The 17,693-nt window shown below is 51.0% G+C and carries 15 protein-coding genes and 5 pseudogenes; 13 read left to right on the forward strand and 7 right to left on the reverse strand.

What is annotated here, in order from left to right:
- Positions 1-218 precede the first annotated feature (218 nt).
- Positions 219-1,241, forward strand: a pseudogene (locus EHN07_RS03825) (IS110 family RNA-guided transposase).
- A gap of 472 nt (positions 1,242-1,713) precedes the next feature.
- Here the strand turns inward: EHN07_RS03825 and EHN07_RS03835 are convergent.
- Positions 1,714-2,676, reverse strand: coding sequence for a LysR family transcriptional regulator (locus EHN07_RS03835; protein ID WP_124022868.1), 963 nt, complete (start codon positions 2,674-2,676; stop codon positions 1,714-1,716).
- Between the two features lie 192 nt (positions 2,677-2,868).
- Here EHN07_RS03835 and EHN07_RS03840 point away from each other — a divergent pair, with 192 nt between their 5' ends.
- The 9 genes and pseudogenes from EHN07_RS03840 to EHN07_RS03880 form a co-directional block, all read left to right on the forward strand.
- Complete coding sequence (locus tag EHN07_RS03840; protein ID WP_124022869.1) at positions 2,869-3,474, forward strand: hypothetical protein; 606 nt, start codon at positions 2,869-2,871, stop codon at positions 3,472-3,474.
- A gap of 17 nt (positions 3,475-3,491) precedes the next feature.
- Complete coding sequence (locus tag EHN07_RS03845) at positions 3,492-4,268, forward strand: AfsA-related hotdog domain-containing protein (protein ID WP_124022870.1); 777 nt, start codon at positions 3,492-3,494, stop codon at positions 4,266-4,268.
- A complete protein-coding gene (locus EHN07_RS03850) occupies positions 4,261-5,094 on the forward strand; it encodes a hypothetical protein (protein ID WP_124022871.1) in 834 nt (277 codons plus the stop codon). Before EHN07_RS03845 ends, EHN07_RS03850 begins: the two co-directional genes overlap by 8 nt.
- Before the next feature lie 9 nt (positions 5,095-5,103).
- Positions 5,104-5,328 carry a tautomerase family protein gene (locus EHN07_RS03855; protein WP_124022872.1) on the forward strand — a complete coding sequence of 75 codons (225 nt, stop codon included), beginning with the start codon at positions 5,104-5,106 and terminating at the stop codon, positions 5,326-5,328.
- A 3-nt stretch (positions 5,329-5,331) separates the two neighbouring features.
- Entirely contained in the window at positions 5,332-5,985 is a 654-nt protein-coding gene (locus tag EHN07_RS03860) for an HAD family hydrolase (protein ID WP_124022873.1), read from the forward strand.
- A 20-nt stretch (positions 5,986-6,005) separates the two neighbouring features.
- Positions 6,006-7,226, forward strand: coding sequence for an MFS transporter (locus tag EHN07_RS03865; protein WP_124022874.1), 1,221 nt, complete (start codon positions 6,006-6,008; stop codon positions 7,224-7,226).
- Positions 7,213-7,623: a carboxymuconolactone decarboxylase family protein gene (locus EHN07_RS03870; protein ID WP_124022875.1), complete on the forward strand. Its 411-nt coding sequence runs from the start codon at positions 7,213-7,215 to the stop codon at positions 7,621-7,623. The genes EHN07_RS03865 and EHN07_RS03870 overlap by 14 nt, the downstream gene beginning before the upstream one ends.
- On the forward strand, positions 7,623-8,798 hold the full coding sequence (locus tag EHN07_RS03875; RefSeq protein WP_124022876.1) for an acetyl-CoA C-acetyltransferase: 1,176 nt from the start codon (positions 7,623-7,625) through the stop codon (positions 8,796-8,798). Before EHN07_RS03870 ends, EHN07_RS03875 begins: the two co-directional genes overlap by 1 nt.
- 269 nt (positions 8,799-9,067) lie before the next feature.
- Positions 9,068-9,226 (forward strand): annotated as a pseudogene (locus tag EHN07_RS03880) (transposase); the annotation flags it as partial.
- A gap of 266 nt (positions 9,227-9,492) precedes the next feature.
- Here the strand turns inward: EHN07_RS03880 and EHN07_RS03885 are convergent.
- Positions 9,493-10,527 (reverse strand): annotated as a pseudogene (locus EHN07_RS03885) (IS110 family RNA-guided transposase).
- 547 nt (positions 10,528-11,074) lie between these two features.
- Positions 11,075-12,073 carry an aldo/keto reductase gene (locus EHN07_RS03890; RefSeq protein ID WP_124022877.1) on the reverse strand — a complete coding sequence of 333 codons (999 nt, stop codon included), beginning with the start codon at positions 12,071-12,073 and terminating at the stop codon, positions 11,075-11,077.
- 322 nt (positions 12,074-12,395) lie between these two features.
- Between EHN07_RS03890 and tnpC the strand changes: the two are divergent.
- The 3 genes and pseudogenes from tnpC to EHN07_RS03910 all read left to right on the forward strand — a co-directional run.
- Positions 12,396-13,263 (forward strand): annotated as a pseudogene (tnpC, locus tag EHN07_RS03900) (IS66 family transposase); the annotation flags it as partial.
- A gap of 178 nt (positions 13,264-13,441) precedes the next feature.
- Complete coding sequence (gene vapB, locus EHN07_RS03905) at positions 13,442-13,672, forward strand: type II toxin-antitoxin system VapB family antitoxin (RefSeq protein WP_124022879.1); 231 nt, start codon at positions 13,442-13,444, stop codon at positions 13,670-13,672.
- Positions 13,669-14,085 (forward strand): type II toxin-antitoxin system VapC family toxin, encoded by a 417-nt coding sequence (locus tag EHN07_RS03910; RefSeq protein ID WP_124022880.1) that lies wholly within the window; start codon positions 13,669-13,671, stop codon positions 14,083-14,085. Before vapB ends, EHN07_RS03910 begins: the two co-directional genes overlap by 4 nt.
- 300 nt (positions 14,086-14,385) lie before the next feature.
- Here EHN07_RS03910 and EHN07_RS03915 read toward each other — a convergent pair.
- From EHN07_RS03915 to EHN07_RS03930, 4 genes and pseudogenes are all read right to left on the reverse strand, one after another.
- Positions 14,386-14,691, reverse strand: a pseudogene (locus EHN07_RS03915) (conjugal transfer protein TraG N-terminal domain-containing protein); the annotation flags it as partial.
- Entirely contained in the window at positions 14,688-16,034 is a 1,347-nt protein-coding gene (locus tag EHN07_RS03920) for an integrating conjugative element protein (RefSeq protein WP_124022881.1), read from the reverse strand. The pseudogene EHN07_RS03915 and the gene EHN07_RS03920, both read right to left, overlap by 4 nt.
- 11 nt (positions 16,035-16,045) lie before the next feature.
- A complete protein-coding gene (locus EHN07_RS03925; protein ID WP_124022882.1) occupies positions 16,046-16,990 on the reverse strand; it encodes a TIGR03756 family integrating conjugative element protein in 945 nt (314 codons plus the stop codon).
- A gap of 149 nt (positions 16,991-17,139) precedes the next feature.
- Positions 17,140-17,693: Gfo/Idh/MocA family protein (locus tag EHN07_RS03930; RefSeq protein WP_244202344.1), on the reverse strand; the 554-nt coding region annotated here is incomplete at its 5' end.

Here is a 17,693-nt window from a genome sequence, read left to right on the forward strand (position 1 = left end):
AATGAACCATTTACTTTAGAGACCTTCCGACAAACTGATTATGTTCTTATGAAGTTAACGTCCGCTGATCGCTCTAAGCTGCCTGTCAAAGTGGTCAAGCTTTACATAGCTCAGAGGTACAAAAAATAACCTTAACGAATGGAAGGGACTTCCCCTGGATATGCACCTGATTAAATATTGTGCAATCACGGAGTAAACATAGCCCAGAGGGATTCGTTATGACCATCAATACTGTCGGTATCGATCTTGCTAAAAATGTGTTCGCTGTTCACTGTGTTGACCAAAATGGCAGAACTGTTCTGGTTAAACTCAAAGTATCGCGTGCTGCACTTCCTGAGCTGATTGCAGGTTTACCTCCTTGTGTTATCGGGATGGAAGCATGCTCCGGTGCTCATTACTGGGCAAGACTGTTCCGGCAGTATGGTCATGAACCCCGGCTGATGGCGGCAAAGTTTGTTTCTCCTTATCGCATGGCTGGTAAATCAGGGAAAAATGATGCAGCTGATGCTCAGGCTATCTGTGAAGCCGTCCGTCGCCCGCATATGCGGTTTGTGCCCGTGAAGGATGAGAGCCAGCAGGCGATGCAATGCCTTCACCGTACCCGGCAGGGTTTTATCGAAGAGAAAACAGCAACATATAACTGATTAAGAGGCTTAATATCTGAATTTGGTATCATCGCTCCACAGAGTACAGATGCCCTGCGCCACATCGTGTCTGAACAGAAGAACTCCTTGCCGCTTCAGGTTCAGCAATGCGTTGATGATCTGCTGGAACACATTAATCGCATTGAAGATAACATCGCTGAATACGATCGGCTCCTGTCTAGTATGGCCAAAGCTGATCACCGCAGTCAGAGGTTGATGGAGCTGAAAGGGATTGGCCCCACAACGGCATGTGCGCTGGTCGCCAGTATCGGTAATGCACATGATTTTAAGAATGGGCGCCAACTCGCAGCCTGGCTCGGACTTACGCCATCGCAGTGCAGCAGTGGCGGAAAATCAAAGCTTGGCAGGATAACGAAAGCGGGTGATTCGTATCTGCGAACGCTACTGGTTCAGGGAGCTCGTTCGGTTCTGATTGGTGCTGAAAAAAGGACTGACTCATTCAGTCGTTGGGTTTGCTCGCTAATTGAGCGAAGAGGATACTGGCGTGCCGTTGTCGCCATCGCTGCCAAAAACGCAAGGCTGTGCTGGGCATCATTGCATTACGGTGATGATTTCAGACTGTACTCGGCCAGTTAAAGCACGAAGCAGCAGTATAACCATCTGACCTGCAACTCGTTGAGGATAAAGGGTTAGACCCCGTGAGGTATATCTGATTATTGTACAGGATATACTTATCCGTTTACCGAACGAGAGCCTCACGAGCGTCTTTCATCAGGGTTCGAATCGATAACGATTCATCATGGCCGTTTATAGTACCGCAGTCTCTCCCCTTTATTTTTACTCTAATGCAGACAGAAGCCATAAACACCGGCGTTGACATGCCGGGGAAGTCCTTATAGTACAATAATTTTCGATATCCAAACTGACCCCTGTATACGTTAATCGCATTCAAATCGGCACTGTTGCAAAGCTCGCAGCCCTGATAAAATTTGCTGTCTTTTTCACCCGTGACGTAATCGTGAACGTATTCAAGGGCCGGCATTTCAGTCGTGACATGCGACAGTGCCCAATAACGCGGGTATGAATCGCCCTACATTGAGGGCACAGGCTATATGTGGGAAGGTGGACAATCCGGCCCCATTTTTAAGTCTGGAAGACGGTCATTACACAACACATCCTGAGCTTTCAGGATGGCCTCACGCTTTTCATCAATCCGAGTTGCAGCGTAGACGTCTATGTTTAGCTTCTGCGATTCGTAGTCGGTGAGCTCTCTATAGCACAGCCCTTCCAAATTGAATATGCATTTCGACTGAGGCATCAGGGCAACCGCCTTTCCCCTCGCTATGTGGGTAAGCATAACGAGTGAATCATCCGGTTCTTTAACCCTTTTAAGGGGGAACTGAAGCCGTTCAAAATAGCCTTCGCACTTGTCATAGAACGACGGGTTGGCGCTTCTGGCGAACCAGAAGAGCGGTAAATCACTGACGTCTGCAAGCGAAACTTTTTCTTTAAGACTTGCAGCATGCATTGCTGGCATAGCTAACAGAAGCTGCTCGCGACAGACCCATCGGTACTGAACGATATCTTCATGACCGGACCCCTTTTCCCCGGTAAGCACGAGATCGAGCGTGTTCTTCGAGAGGCATTGAAGCAGTTGGGCGGATGTCAGGTTCGGTATTTCTACGTCGTCGCCGACATCCAGCTTACTGAGCTGCTTGTTAACAGGCTCAATTAGCTCAAAATTCATGGTCCGGGTCAGGCCGATGCGCAGGGTCTTTTCTAATGAAAGTGAGTCTGTTTTCAGCTCGCTGAGCTGCTGCAGGATCTTCTCTGCTGTTATGACCAAGGCGCGGCCAGCGTCAGTCAGACTGACATCATGCGTGCTGCGGCTGAATAGCTGCCGCTCCAGAACGGCTTCAAGACACTTAATCTGACGGGTTAACGGAGGTTGGGTCATTCTGAGCCTTTCGGCGGCTCTGCGAAAGTTCAGCTCATGAGCTACTGCAAGAAAACACTGAAGCTGTTTAACGCTAGGAAGGTTGTTACTGATTAGGTGACCCGCAGTAGACATAGATTCGCTCCGGTCTATCAAAAATTTTATTCTACCATTTTCAAATGCACGGATGTAACACGGAAAGTCATATCAAAATGAAAGAAATTCATAGTAATATAAAAATTATATTACACATTTAACAATTCCATCTACGTCATAGATTGATAAATTCATTCCGAACCTTAATCTAATATCCTTTCGGAGATAATAATGTCATCTAACTATGTGCTGGTATCGCGTTTCCCTTTAAAAAATAATATTTCTACTGATATTTTTTCATCCTTAAAAAGCACCGAAAGAAAGCGTTATTATTTTTGTGAAGAGCCGGGGGTGAATGAATTTCTGGAACTCCGTTCATTTAATGATATTAAAGAGATCTCATGGGTAGAAGAAGAAATTTATTCTATGTTTCATAACTTTGCAGACGTTCTTTCTGCAGATATTCGCAGAGAACTACTTAAGTTTGTCGAATCTCCTATAGACAATGAAAATGACCTGCCAGAAACGCAATATATTCAGCTGCGCCACGTTGAGGTACCAGCGCATAATTATCAGCAATACCGCCAGTGGCGTGATGAAACCATTTTCAACGTTGTAAGAGATAATAAAGATAAAATTCAAAGCTTCGAAGCGTTTCACTCACTCATCAGTGGTGTGCCGGGCGTAATGTTCATCTCTGCTTTTAATGGAAATAAAGAAGATTATAAAAAACCTTTTACCAATGCGCGCTACCAGGAAATTATCCAGCAAGCTGGTGATAATTATATCACCGGCGGTAATGAAGGCTTGTATACCCGTATTTACCGTGCCTGTTGATGCTTGAGGAATAACAAATGACTTGTAAAAAACTTGTTGTTGTTGGCGATAGATTTAATGAATTCGCAAACGGCAAAGACGTTCTTACGATTTCTCAGCTTGAATTACTGACGCAGATCCCCGCTAATATTATTGATAAAGAGCATGAAATTATCATCGGGCAGGGCATCCGTAAAGATTTTGCAGGAAAAGTCATTTCCAATCACGCGAGAAATAGCGTTCACGGTAATAGAATTAAAATGTACTCTCTGGAGAAACTGGTTAACGATAAAAAGAATGCACACTGTCATAAGCGGCTTGAGCAGAATGTTCTTATTGGCTTAGCGGAGCAAACTGAACATAACGGTGACTTTTTTACCATGCCTTTGCTGATCGATGAACGCTGTGAACTTATGGCCGATCATCAGACCGGCCAGCACATTCAGGGGATGCTTCTGGTTGAAGCAAGTCGTCAGGCTTTTATCGCCGTGACCGAAGAATTTATCTACAAACAGGAAACGGGACGTTACTACGTCATTAACAGCATGGCGATTAACTTTTCAAGCTTTCTGTTTCCTTTACCTGCGCTGGTCCATTTTGAATACGTTGAAAAAGATGTTAACGACCATAGGGGGCGATTCAAAGCTCAGATTCGTGTGACTCAGCACCAGACACTTTGCGCGACCATGGACGTGTCGTTCACGGTGTATCCTTCGGGGCTAATTTCTGAAAAGGAAAAGTCACTGGCTGAGGCGGCCATGCAGGCGGCAATTGTGGAACAGAAGGGCACTACGATCGGGGTGACACATGCCTGAATTAAGTAGTCAGAAATACAATCTGGCTGCTACCACGCAGGGGCCGCTTTACCCTCCTGCGGAGGTAATGGACCAGGAAGGTAACTTTGTGGTGGTCGGTATGGTTCCAGGAGATAACGGACTGGAATGGCGCAGCGTCATTGTCGCCGCAGACAGCCAACTTCCTGCATTCGGAGAAGTGGTACCTTATAAGATACTGCGCGACATTGAGGTCATGTCACAGGAAGAGTGCAGGGATATTATCCTTCACACCCTTCCCTTGCCCGTTCCGTTGAACAATTACGGAATGTTGTTCGCGCCAGAGCAGCGGCCGCAGGCAAACACCGAACGCCGATCAAGCCTTCCCCTGCATGAAGGCTATATTGCGGATTATCGAAGTTGCGATGGTAAACGCCAGATCCCTCCAGTCACTCTGGCAGATTGGATGCGGGCTGAAGGCATACTTGAGGTGTTGCTTTCGGAAGACCGCAGGCAGGCCCTGTTTAAGTTTTCTTTTCGACATCTTGTCCCAGATAGCGTTTATACCGTCATGAGCCTGCGTGAAAAAGATTTGGCGACTGAAAATCCGAGCCGTCCAGGGCCGCTGGGAATACCTAACGTATTCATCACCGATCGCAACGGCAATGCAAAATACTGGGCGGAATTACCTGACGCCTTTCCTGCTAATGAACGCAATGGAAATCGGATAATTAACGTTGTAGTTCTTTATATGAGCTCCCGGCAGAGCTATGGCGGCGCAATAGGGATTTATGGCTTGGGTGGAGACATTCATGCTCATCTGAAACTGAAAAGTCGCTCTTTCGACGAATTCATTACATTAAAGTGAGAAAAAAATATGCCATTTGTTCATATCACCACCTGGCCTGCAAAAAATGAAAGCGAAATTACCGGGCTCCAGGAAGATATCACGCTTGCCGTGCATAAAAATACCGGGGCACCACTTGATAAAATCTCTGTTGTGATTACTGAGATAGAGCCCTCGCGCTGGGCTGATGCGGGTGTCCCCGGCAACCATAAAGAATTTCCGGTAAAAAGCCGTAGGAAGAGTTACGAGGAATAAGCCTTGCATACATCAGCCGCTTTTTTTGACGTCGATGAGACACTTATAACCGTTAAAAGCATGTTTGATTTTTACGACTTCTGGTGTCGTGAGAACAATGAATATGACAAGCTCCAACGCTATATGACTGACTTTCGTTCCGCAGTTAAAAATGGAACGCCACGCGAACAACTTAATAGAGAATATTACCGGCAGTTTGCCGGTGTGAACTATAAAGACCTGGAAGAAGCCGGGAAAAACTGGTTTAGGGGTAAGAAGCTTGATTCCGAATTATTTATAAGTAGCGCAGTTGCAGCCCTGAAAAAACATCAGGCTAATAATATGTTTATTGTTTTTATTTCCGGATCTATGCACCCTGTTCTTTCACCGGTTGCCAATTATCTGGGCGTAACAGATATCCTCTGCACGCCGCTGGAACTAACGGGTGAAGGGATAATAACGGGTGAAATAGGAACGCCACAGACAATTGGCATTGGAAAGAAAGAGGCGCTTATTAATTTCTGTAGTCAGAAAAAGATAAGTGCTGCGGATTGCTATGCCTATGGAGACGATCTTTCTGATATCCCCATGCTTGAGTCCGTCGGCTACCCCGTCTGTGTAGGGAAATATACGGAACTTGCCAGACACGCGATAAACCAGCGTTGGCCAGTTATTTAACTATTCCAGAGGTAAAAAATATGAATACAGAAAAAGCCCCGCAGGATATGTCTTTAAGGTCATGGCTTGCCCTGTTTATTCTGGCTCTATCAACTTTCACCATTGTCACCACAGAGCTGGCGCCTATTGGCTTGCTGACACCTATCGCAGAGGGACTCCGTTCTTCTGAATCAGCGGTGGGTATGACGGTCTCGCTTTATGCCTGGGTCGGCGCACTGAGTGCGCTTGTTGCGTCAGTTTTTCTGGGCAATGTTGCCAAGAAGCGGCTCCTGCTCACGTTGACCGTTATCCTTTTTCTGTCAAACGTGCTTGCTGCTACGGTAAACACCTACGTTGTGCTGCTTATAGCACGCGTGCTGGGTGCGCTGGCTCACGGTGCCTTCTGGTCGATGATCGGGGTAACGGCGGTTTCCATCGTGCCACCCAGATACATCGGCGCCGCCACATCGATTGTTTTTGGGGGGGTGTCGGCTGCTAGCGTGTTTGGCGTGCCGGTATCAAATTATATTGGTATTCACTTCGGGTGGAGGCATGCGTTCTGGCTGATGGCGGGGCTCAGCGTGATCGCTTTTGCTGGCATCAGCGTGCTTGTTCCGCAGATAACCAATAAAAGTGCCATCGGTATGGATGCGCTTAAAGGCGTGCTGAAATCCTCTGTGCTGTGGAAAATTTATACGGCTACGTTACTGGCAGTGACCGCGCACTTCGCCGCATTTACTTACATTGAACCTTGGCTGCACACACAGAATGCCCTTGCTACCTCAGCTATACCGGTTGTTCTGTTTATATATGGCATCGCAGGACTCACTGGCAATTTTCTGACAGGGGTGATTATCGATAAACTCCTCAAGGTCACGGTTTCCGTGTCGGTCCTGCTTATCTGCATGGTACTGATATTTCTGGGGTTATCTGGGCCAGCTCTTTCAGAAAGCACGGTCTTTGTTGCGATGATTATCTGGGGCGTGGCCGTATCCGGGATCTTCGTGGGCTTCCAGACGTGGGTCTTACGTTTGGCGGAAGACAAAATCTTCCCAGCTTCAGCTGTTTACGTAGCATTTTTCAATGCCGCTATCGGTATCGGGGCTTTTTTCGGCGCCTGGATGGTTTCCGCTTTTTCCATCCCTATGCTCTATATCGTAGCTGGGGCCGCAATCGGGCTTTCTGTGCTGCTCGTGGCCGTTATCCCGACGCGCGTAGTGTCCACTCAAACTGTGCTGGAGAAATATTATGAGTCAAACTAACGATCTCACGCGCTTTGGCAGAGACATCATGGAGCGTCTTGAACCCGGTCTGGCCGATAAAGTAGCCGGACGCTTGGGTGAATTTGACGCCACATTACCGGCCCTGATTACCGATTATGCATTTGGCGCCGTGGTTGGACGTCCCGGGCTGGATCTCAGAACAAGGGAAATGCTCACTGTGGCATCACTTGTGACGCTAGGTAACGCCATGCCTCAGCTCGAGTTACACATGAGAGCGGCGCTTAACACGGGCGTTACCCCCGAAGAGCTGCTCGAAATCGTGATACAGATGGCCGTTTACGCCGGTGTACCGGCGTGCATGAACGGTCTGACAGCCTACCGCGCCGCTATGGCGGAAACCGGTCATACTTTGCCCGGACTGAAGGGTAAAAACTGATGAATGAAGTCGTTATCGTTTCTGCAAAACGCACGGCAACTGGTGCATTCTTGGGTTCTCTGTCGGATCATTCCGCAGTCGCACTGGGAAGCCGTGTCATTCGTGCACTCCTGGAAGATTCGGGCGTGAAGGCAGCTGAAATTTCTCAGGTCATCATGGGACAAGTCCTGACGGCCGGCTGCGGCCAAAATCCGGCACGGCAGTCCGCGCTGAATGCCGGACTGTCAGTTGAAACGCAGTGCCTGACTATCAACAAGGTTTGTGGATCAGGTCTCAAGTCGGTTCATCTGGGCATGCAGGCGCTACTGATGGGGGAGGCGGAGTTTGTTATCGCCGGTGGGCAGGAAAGCATGTCCAGCGCCCCGCACATCCTGACGTCATCCCGTACCGGGACACGGCTGGGAGACAGTAGCCTAAAGGATAGCCTAGTGTCTGACGGGCTTTGGGATGCGTTTGACGATTATCACATGGGGATTACCGCCGAAAACGTTGCGGATGAATTTGGTATCAGTCGTGAAATGCAGGATGAATTCGCCTTATTATCCCACATTAAGGCGCTGAACGCGCAGGAGCAGGGCATTTTTGAAGGCGAAATTGTTTCTGTGGAATGGCAGAACAGAAAAGGCGAGACCCTGCGGGTGGATACTGATGAAGGTCCCCGTAAAACCAGCATTGAAAAACTCGGGCAGCTGAAACCCGTTTTCAGGAGGGGCGGAACTGTGACGGCTGGGAATGCGTCATCACTTAATGACGGCGCAGCGGCAGTCATTCTCTGCACTCGCAATACGGCAACTGCACGTGGCCTAACGGTTCTCGCCTCGCTGGGTAAATTTGCCAACTCGGGTATCAAGCCGGCATTAATGGGCGCCGCGCCGGTACAGGCGATCGCAAACTGCCTTTCCCGTTCGGGCTGGAAACCTGAAGATGTTGAACACCTTGAATCGAATGAAGCCTTTGCAGCTCAGGCGCTGGCAGTCATCGGCCAAACGGGGATTTCACCGGAACGCATCAACCCTTACGGTGGTGCAATTGCACTCGGTCATGCAATTGGATCTTCAGGATGCCGTATCTTGGTGACACTCGTACATAGTCTGGTACGCAATAATACTAAGCGCGGCGTGGCAGCACTGTGTGTTGGCGGCGGTGAAGGTGTAGCGCTGAGTGTTTATCGCTGAGAACATCAGCCAAACAGGCTCTGTGCTGATGGGAATAAAAAAACTGGGCATTGCCTAATGTCGATCGCTTCAAGATTGGTTGATGGAACAGTGGCAGGTTTAAAAAGGGTTCATGTTCATCATGGACCCTTTTTACATCGAGCCTTCATAAGCCCGACCCCTTCCTGGAACAAGCTCGCAGCCTTTCTGACTCATATTGAAGTGGTTTACTGAATTTGGCCACCTGAACAGAGGTGATATGCTCACCTCAGAACATTACAGGTGCCTCAATGAAAAAAAGAAATTTCAGCGCAGAGTTTAAACGCGAATCCGCTCAACTGGTCGTTGATCAGAACTACACCGTGGCAGATGCGGCCAGCGCTATGGATGTCGGCCTTTCCACAATGACGCGATGGGTGAAACAATTGCGTGATGAGCGGCAGGGAAAACTCTAACGCGGTGGCCAGTTTTAGTGACCATATATGGACGCCCCGGGTGATGCAAGTACTGGTTCGATACGGTTTGCGACCATATATCCGGCATCGTTCGTAAGTTCAATAACCCGCGCCATGATGTTATCTGAGCCCTGTTTCCTAATCACTACACCGGTATTTGATTACCCAGGCCAACTTCAGGCTGTTACAGGGACGGTAGCCGTTTTCTCATCAGTGCCTGCAAACTCAGAGAGACATGTTTTCTTTAACGCTGCATTAAGTTAATTCACTGCAAAAGCCTTGTTCATATTAAAATCAACGTTATCAGTCAGTATGCGCCAGATGATCCGGGTCAGTTTATTCGCTAACGCTACGGTGGTTTTCAAAAAAGCTCACCGGGCCTCCAGCCTTTTCAGCCAATAGCCCAGGCTGTCGTCATGTTTTTTCACGCATCGCATCACTGATCGTGCGCCATGGATGACCAGTGTTCTCAGGCTGCGATTGCCATTTTTTGTCAAAGAGGACAGTCTCTGTTTTCCTCCCGAACTGTGCTGCCGGGGGACCAGACCGCACCAGGCGGATAATTCTCTGCCGCTGGAGAACTGCACTGCATCCACTTCACTGATAAAAGCTGCAGCGATAAGCGGGCCAACACCCGGGATCGTTAATAAATGACGATAGGCTGTCTGTTGTGAAGACAATGCCGCAATTTCTTTATCCAGACAGGTGACTCGTTCATTCAGGGCCTGCATATCGTCCCGCAATGAAGAAAGTAAACGGCGAAGTGTGAAAGTTAAGTCATTGGATGCGTCTTCAATAAGTTCAGGCAGCTGTTGCTGAAGACACTGGATCCCGACAGGAATAATAAGCCCATATTCAGCGAGCAGAGAACGAATCTGGTTAGCCAGCGCGGTTCTCTGCTCAACCATAAGTTGACGGGTATTGCGCAGCGCTTTGATATCCTGCTGCTCCGTGGTTTTGACCGGAACAAAGTGGATGCCCGGGCGGCATGCTGTTTCACAAATCGCCAGCACATCGTTTGCATCGTGCTTCTGACTTTTGGCAAATGCTTTCACGTGCTGGGCAGGGATAAGCCTTACGCTGAATCCCATCGCGCTGAGGGTTCGGCTCCAGTAATGAGAGGTTGAACAGGCTTCCATCGCGATTAACGTACCCGGTTCAAACTGGCGAAGCGTATTCAGCAATTTCTGACGCGATATTTTTCTGTTCCAGGCAACGGAACCATCAATCATCCAGACACATACCTGAAAAACAGATTTGGCAATATCGATACCAACAACTCTGATCGTGTTCATGTGATGTTACTCCCGGATCAATGCAGTCAGTAAAAGTATGGCACTGACTACCTTAGGAAGGGGCGTCCATCACATCACTTCAACCACTTCATATCCACTGAGCTTATCCACCAAGCTATGGCCCTTACAATCAGGGCCAGTAGGACAGTTAACGGATGTTGCGCAGCCGCTGCCGTAACTGAAGAGACAGGAGTTAAGGAGCGTGACGATGATCTTTAGTTTTTATGTATCAGATTTTTTTATGGTTTTTTCGAACTGAATGGAGATTATCTGCCGTATCAGCTGGAGATATTTTGCCTGCTCATACAAAGTTCGTTGCTCTGTTGGCATTTTCCCGGGTGTGCTTACGCTGCCCACGGCTGAGGTTATCAGCAGCCATATTATTTCAATTATCGATCCACTGAACTCAGCTGTCGGGAAGGTGAGAGCAAAGTTATCCGAGGGCAATCAGAGAAAAGAGCCAAAAATATTTTGAAAGGGAAAATACTGGTCACCTTAAGTGACCAGTATTAGGGCATCGCCCGGTTTGATATTATGCCTGCAGGTTTTAGGCGTTAACGCCTTTCATTCCTTCCTCAGAGTAACGGCCACCTCTGATCTCAACGTGCTGGTGAAGATCGTTCAGCAAGGCAATGTCTGAACCCTCGAAAATGATATCGACCGCCTGTGCATTTTCAGCCAAGTAACTGGTATGTTTGGTCCCAGGAATAGGTACCAGCTTGTCATACTGCGCTAGCAACCAGGCCAGTGCTATCTGCCCCGTAGTGCAATCGTATTTTTTAGCCAGCGGCTCGATTACGTCAAGAAGCTGGATGTTATGATCGAGGCTTGCCTGCGTGAATCGCTCATTGTTTTTACGGAAATCACCTTCAGCAAACTCGCTGTTTTTGAGGAATTTTCCAGTCAGGAAGCCCCTACCCAGGGGAGAGTAAGCCACCAGACCGATGCCCAGATCTTTCAATAGCGGAAGGATTTCGTCCTCAATATCGCGTGTCCACAATGAATATTCAGTCTGCAGTGCGGTAAGCGGGTGTACTGCATGGGCCCGGCGCAGGGTGGATGCGGAGACCTCACAGAGGCCAATATGAGCGATCTTACCTTCCCCGACGAGACGGCTCAGGCATTCCATGCTCTCTTCGATAGGAGTGGCCTGGTTGACCCTGTGAAGATAGAACAAATCGATGCGTTCAATGCCCAATCTTTTGAGGGATTCATTACAGCAGCGCGTAATATAGTCGGGCTGGTTGTTGATGGTGCGGGCGTATGACTCTTCAGGTGATCGATCGATTCCGCACTTCGTGGCAATTTTGAACTGCATGCGCGTCGCCTTATCCAGGCCGGCAAGAAAATGGCCAATCAGTCGCTCATTGTGGCCCCTTCCGTACAGGTTTGCAGTATCAATGAACGTAATATTAAGGTCGATGAGTTTATGTAACAGCTGCAGGGAAGTATGATCGTCTGTCTGACCATAAAATTCGCTCAGCCCCATGGCCCCATAGCCAACAGAACTGACAGTAAGGTTTTGAGATAAAGTTCTAGTTTGCATAGTTGCTCCTTTTTTCAGCTTTTTGATTGTTTCACCTCGATGACAATTGATGAATTGTCATTTTCGTTATGCCAAAAAAGTATCAGAGTCGGCACTGTTGCAAATATGGAGATGGACAAGACTACGGCCTGACCCGTCCTGAATAACGTTGACACATTTTCCAGAAACCTTAAGGGTAAGCGTAAAGCCAACGCCGTATGTAGCCATTAAGCCAGTGCTGGTAACTTAGACGCCCACCTGTATAGACGGACATCTAAGTATGGAAATCCAATCCTGGCGAAAAGAACCCCGTAAGAATTATTCGAATGATTTCAAGCTCCGTATGGTTGAACTGGCTTCCCAACCAGGAGCCTGCGTTGCTCAGATTGCCCGTGAAAATGGCGTTAATGATAACGTCATCTTCAAATGGCTGCGGCTCTGGCAGAATGAAGGCCGCATTACCGGAACATCTTCCCCGTGAGATACACCGACTGGAGCCCGCGGAAACCTGCTGTCCGGAATGCGGCAACGATATGGAATACCTCAGCGAAGTCAGTGCGGAGCAGCTGGAACTGGTCTCCAGCGCCCTGAAAGTGATCCGCACGGTCAGGGTGAAAAAGACCTGTACCCGATGCGACTGCATCGTTGAAGCCCCTGCGCCATCACGTCACATCGACCGTGGCATCGCCGGACCGGGCCTGCTGGCCCGCGTGTTAACGGGCAAGTACTGTGAACACACGCCACTGTATCGCCAGACTGAAATCCTGGCGCGTCAGGGCGTGGATCTGAGTCGCGCGCTACTCTCCAACTGGGTGGATGCCTGTTGCCGGTTAATGGCACCGCTGGATGAAGTGTTGTGTCGCTATGTGATGAGTTGCCGCAAACTGCATACGGACGATACCCCGGTGCCGGTACTGGCACCGGGCAGAAAGAAGACGAAAACCGGGCGCATCTGGACGTATGTGCGCGATGACCGGAGCGTTGGCTCGTCTGACCCGCCAGCGGCGTGGTTCGCATACTCACCAGACCGGCAAGGAAAGCATCCTCAATACCATCTTCGCCATTATCATGGCGTACTGCAGGCTGATGCCTTCGCAGGGTACGACAGGTTGTTCAGCGCAGAGCGTGACGGAGGCCCGTTAACAGAAGCCGCATGCTGGGCCCACGCGCGCCGAAAAATCCACGACGTCTATACCTCGCTCAAAGCAGCCTGTCAGATTTGATAGTGTTCTATCCGAGAAAAGTTGTTAACAGCAAGCTCCGGATCTTCACGAAAAACATAACAGACAAACATATACATATGGCAGGCATATACAAGCTTTGCTGCCGAGCCTATACTTGACATATGTGGGAGAGATCCCTGGCACACCCGGCCTGTGAGGAAAAACCATGCGAACCGTATCCATTTTTAAAAATGGCAATAACCGAGCTATCCGACTGCCCCGAGATCTGGATTTTGAGGGGGTGAGCGAGCTGGAGATCGTCCGGGATGGAAACTGCATCATTCTGCGTCCCGTCCGGCCAACCTGGGGTTCGTTCACCCAGTTAGAAAAAGCCGACGCGGATTTTATGGTGGAACGCGAGGATATTGTCAGCGATGAAGGACGATTTGAGCTGTGAACAAAACCTACATGCTCGATACGAATATCTGCTCATTTATTATGCGTGAGCAGCCGGAAGCTGTCATTAAGCGTCTGGAGCAGGCGGTACTGCGCAATCACCGCATTGTGGTTTCGGCTATCACCTACGCTGAGATGCGTTTCGGGGCGATCGGTAAAAAGGCCGCTCCGCGTCACGCACAGCTGGTTGAGGCATTCTGTGCCCGCCTTGATGCGGTGCTGGCCTGGGATCGCGCCGCGGTGGATGCCACCGCTGAAGTCAAAGTGGCTCTGGCCGCAGCCGGCACGCCCATAGGCCCGAACGACACCGCTATTGCCGGGCACGCCATTGCGGCCGGGGCCATTCTCGTGACCAATAATACGCGGGAGTTTGAGCGGGTGCCGGGGCTGACGTTCGAAGACTGGGTAAAATAATAGAACAGGTTATCTGGGGGGCAGGCGGCATCATTCAGCCAATGACCATTGTTAACGCAACAGGGCGTTATCTCATTAATATGGCTGCCAGTTTCAGGATTTTTCCATGTTCAGCCGTTTAATCGGTGCCCTGATCGACTGAAATTCACGTTGCTCTGGTATCAGTACCGAATTATCCTGTGTGATCCCGCAGACCGCAGCATTGTACTTTTGCTGTCACTTCAGAATCTGCTTCCCGATATACCCACCGCTACCCTTAACGTCTCCTGTCCCTGAGGCAACTATTCCGGCCACCGGGACGCCACACTGTTTTGCCCGCTGGCTGTCATAGCTGATGGTGTTGATATCAACATTCAGAAACGGGACACCGGCAAACATCATGACCATCAGTGCGGCGTAAACGTAGTGCTCCAGCCACACAACCAGCAGGCGGGCGCTGTTACCTTCATCGGCTCCCTGTCCGCGTGCATTCAGCCACAGGGCTACCAGCTTTGCCAGCAGAGGCAGGGCGAACAGGCCGGTGGCGGTGAGCGTATGCCAGACGCCATTATTGAGCAGCCAGCCGAGCAGGGTCAGCACGTATTCGAAATAGCTGTTGGCGGTCATGGCTGGTTGTCCACTTGCGGATGGTTCAGATCATATACCCGGCGATCGCTGTCGTCCGGGACTTCCACCGCCTGGCCCTGAAGTTCATCACGCTGATGTTTGCGCTGCAGAATAAGGCTTGCGGCATTGCCGGTTAACGCATGGCGAAAATCCAGCTCCAGCTTCAGTTGCGCGAGCTCCTGATCCAGCTGCACCGCAGTTTTTCCCAGCGCCTCCTGCGCCTCCTTCTCGCTGGCGATGTTGGGCTCCCGCATCCCGGCTAGCAGCGTACGGCGGGCCAGCAATGCCTGCTCCGTCACGCGGGCCAGTGCCAGTTCTCCCGCCAGCCGTTCGGTCAGCACCGCGGCATCCGGATCGTCGCGGAGCGCTTCAGTGACACCGCGCGTCAGCTGCAGACTGCCGCCGGAGGCTTTCGCCAGATTTGCAAAGGTGGGCTTCTGGTTGCCATTCACCAGATCGACAATCAGCGGCTGGATCTTCTTCTGTTCCTCAACAATCAGCGGATGCAGGCCGATCCCGGCCTGTGCGCCGGGCGAGTATTCTCCGCTCATGCTGATAGTCTGCTCGCCCACCACGCTGGTCATCCAGTCGGCAGCATCCTGCGGGTTTTGCCAGACGGCACAGAGTTCGCCCTGGCATTCAGCCGTCGTGACCGTGGCACTGCTGGTGACGGGCTGATGGTTAAGCATGTTATATCCCGCCATTGTCGTATCACGGACCAGACGTATCGGTGGCTGGCCGCGGCCACCGCGTTTTTCACCTCCCACCCAGCGTTTACCGTTTTTTGCCGCTTCCTGAGAGGCTTTCTGACTGGCGCGGATGGCATCGCGATCGCGGGCGGCAATCGACTGATAGTTCTCTGCTTTCGCCCGGGAAAACCATGCCGAATCGTAAGCCAGCTCGGTCATCTTCTCCCCCATCTTCTGGCAACTCAGCAGTGACTTATCAAAATCCAGCCTTGCCTGGAGAACGCCGTTGGTCAGCAGGTCGTAGAGCTGTGGATTGGCGCGCTGAATAATCATTGCGGGCAGGCTGGCGACGGCGCTGGTGGCGCTTTTTATCACCTGCCCCATCAGTTGCTGGAAGCCATCCGTCACCCCGTTAAGCTGGTTACGCACCGTGGTATTGATATCAAAGTTGCCGCACATCATGTCGGCATTCCAGCCGACACCGATAGCGAGCGGTGTCGGGCGGCGTTTCACCAGCGCGGGCATCACCGCTTCGCCACCTCCAATCTGGTAGTAGAGTAGATCATCCACGGCGCCCTGTTTTTTCATGCTGTAGTTGTTTGTGGCATAGCTGCAGCACGCGACGAACAGTAAAAGCAGAAGTGGGGATCGCATGATTATTCTCCTTAGCCGGTACTGCCGAGAAAGGTTTGTCCGCGACGTGGGCAACAACGGTAAGGTCGCCACAGCGTCCAGACGTAAGCACCATTGTCAGCCAGTTTGTCGGCATAGCTGTCGGTGGTGGAGCCATCAGGAAAGATGGAACAGGAACGGCTCATTTTCGGGACCAGCATCTGCCACTGGTGATTATGGCGGTCTCCCTCCCGTACCGGCGCGGGTGGCCAGTAGCCGTCGTGTGCGGAGGCGGTCAGGGGGTGATAGATATGCGGTTGTCCGCTACGGGTCACCAGATCGGCAGCACGCTGGGCCATAACCGCCCCGGCTTTATAGTCATGTGTCTGGCTGAGCGCCCCGGCTCGCGGGTAGATATTTCCCCACATATCGCCATCCTTGCCCACTTCACGCTTCCCGGGCGTCAGCGCGTCCGGCCAGAACATTTCCGGTACGCCGCTGCGCCAGGCAACCGCATCAGGCTGGCTTAAAAAATAGGGAAAAAAGGGCGTGGCGGAAGGGGAACAGACATAGCCAAACTGGGCGAAAAATTTCCCCAGTGCATCAGCCGCCGGAAAGCCAATGGCATCGGCGTTTTTAAAGCGTATCTTGCTGTGCTGACTGGCCACCCGGGGATGGGTATCACCGCCTGCTTCGGCGATACCCGGCAGCGGTGGGCTCAACGGTGACATCTCCGTCCACGGATTTTGCCCGGTGGCGCTGTACACCGACACCACCAGTTCGGGGCGGAAGTGGCGCACTTTGACGGAGGTGCGCACATTACAGCCGAATGGCGTGCACTGTAGCCAATAGCATGTGCCCACCACGCGGTATTTTACGCATTCCGGGGTGAGCGCGGAGGTGGCGATTTCCGGCGTGGTGATGGCAAGGGCCGGAAATACGGTGTAGAAGCATAAACTGGCAATAAAAAATCCGGTACTGCGCGTAAACAAAATCATAGGGGATCCGGCATCATCAGGACTGGATGCCACGGGTTTACATGACCGGAAAAAAACGGGCAGTAATAAAGTCAATGCCGGATCAGAAAGATTTACCGGCAGCGCAGCCCGGTTTCTCTTACGACAACCGGGCTGCTGTGCTGATTCGCTTAAATCAGCCACTCCGGCATTCCGCTTTCCAGACTCTTATGCACCGCCTCGCAAATCCGGCTGGCCTGTAGCCCGTCGTGAGCCGTGGCCGTATACGGCGTGCCGTTTTTCACCGCTTTGATAAAGTCGTTAATCGGGTCGATGCCGAAGCCGCTGGCCACGTTATCCCGGTAGGTCATGAAGTAGCTGTTGGGTGTTTTCACGCCATCCGGGCCGATGATCTCCAGCCCGCGGTTCTGCGAATCAGAACGGATATACGCGTTATCGCAGATGATCGCGATGCGCCCGTCATTATCTTTCGGGAAGCCGTCCGGCAGTACCCAGCCGTTTTCCACCACCCATGAACTGCCGTCTTCCATCAGCAGGGTGCTCTGCACGCTGTCCCGGGTGTCGATACCCCGGGTGGCCAGCAGGCGCTTCTGTCCGACGGCGTAGACCGATTTCACCTCCTGCCCGCTGAGATAGCGCACCAGGTCAAAGCAGTGCGAGCCCAGAAACCACACCGGCGAACTCTGTGCCGACCAGCCAAGCCACGTGGTGGGGACGGCAATCA

Source organism: Buttiauxella warmboldiae, from assembly GCF_003818135.1.
In the GTDB taxonomy this organism is placed as follows: Bacteria; Pseudomonadota; Gammaproteobacteria; order Enterobacterales; family Enterobacteriaceae; genus Buttiauxella; species Buttiauxella warmboldiae.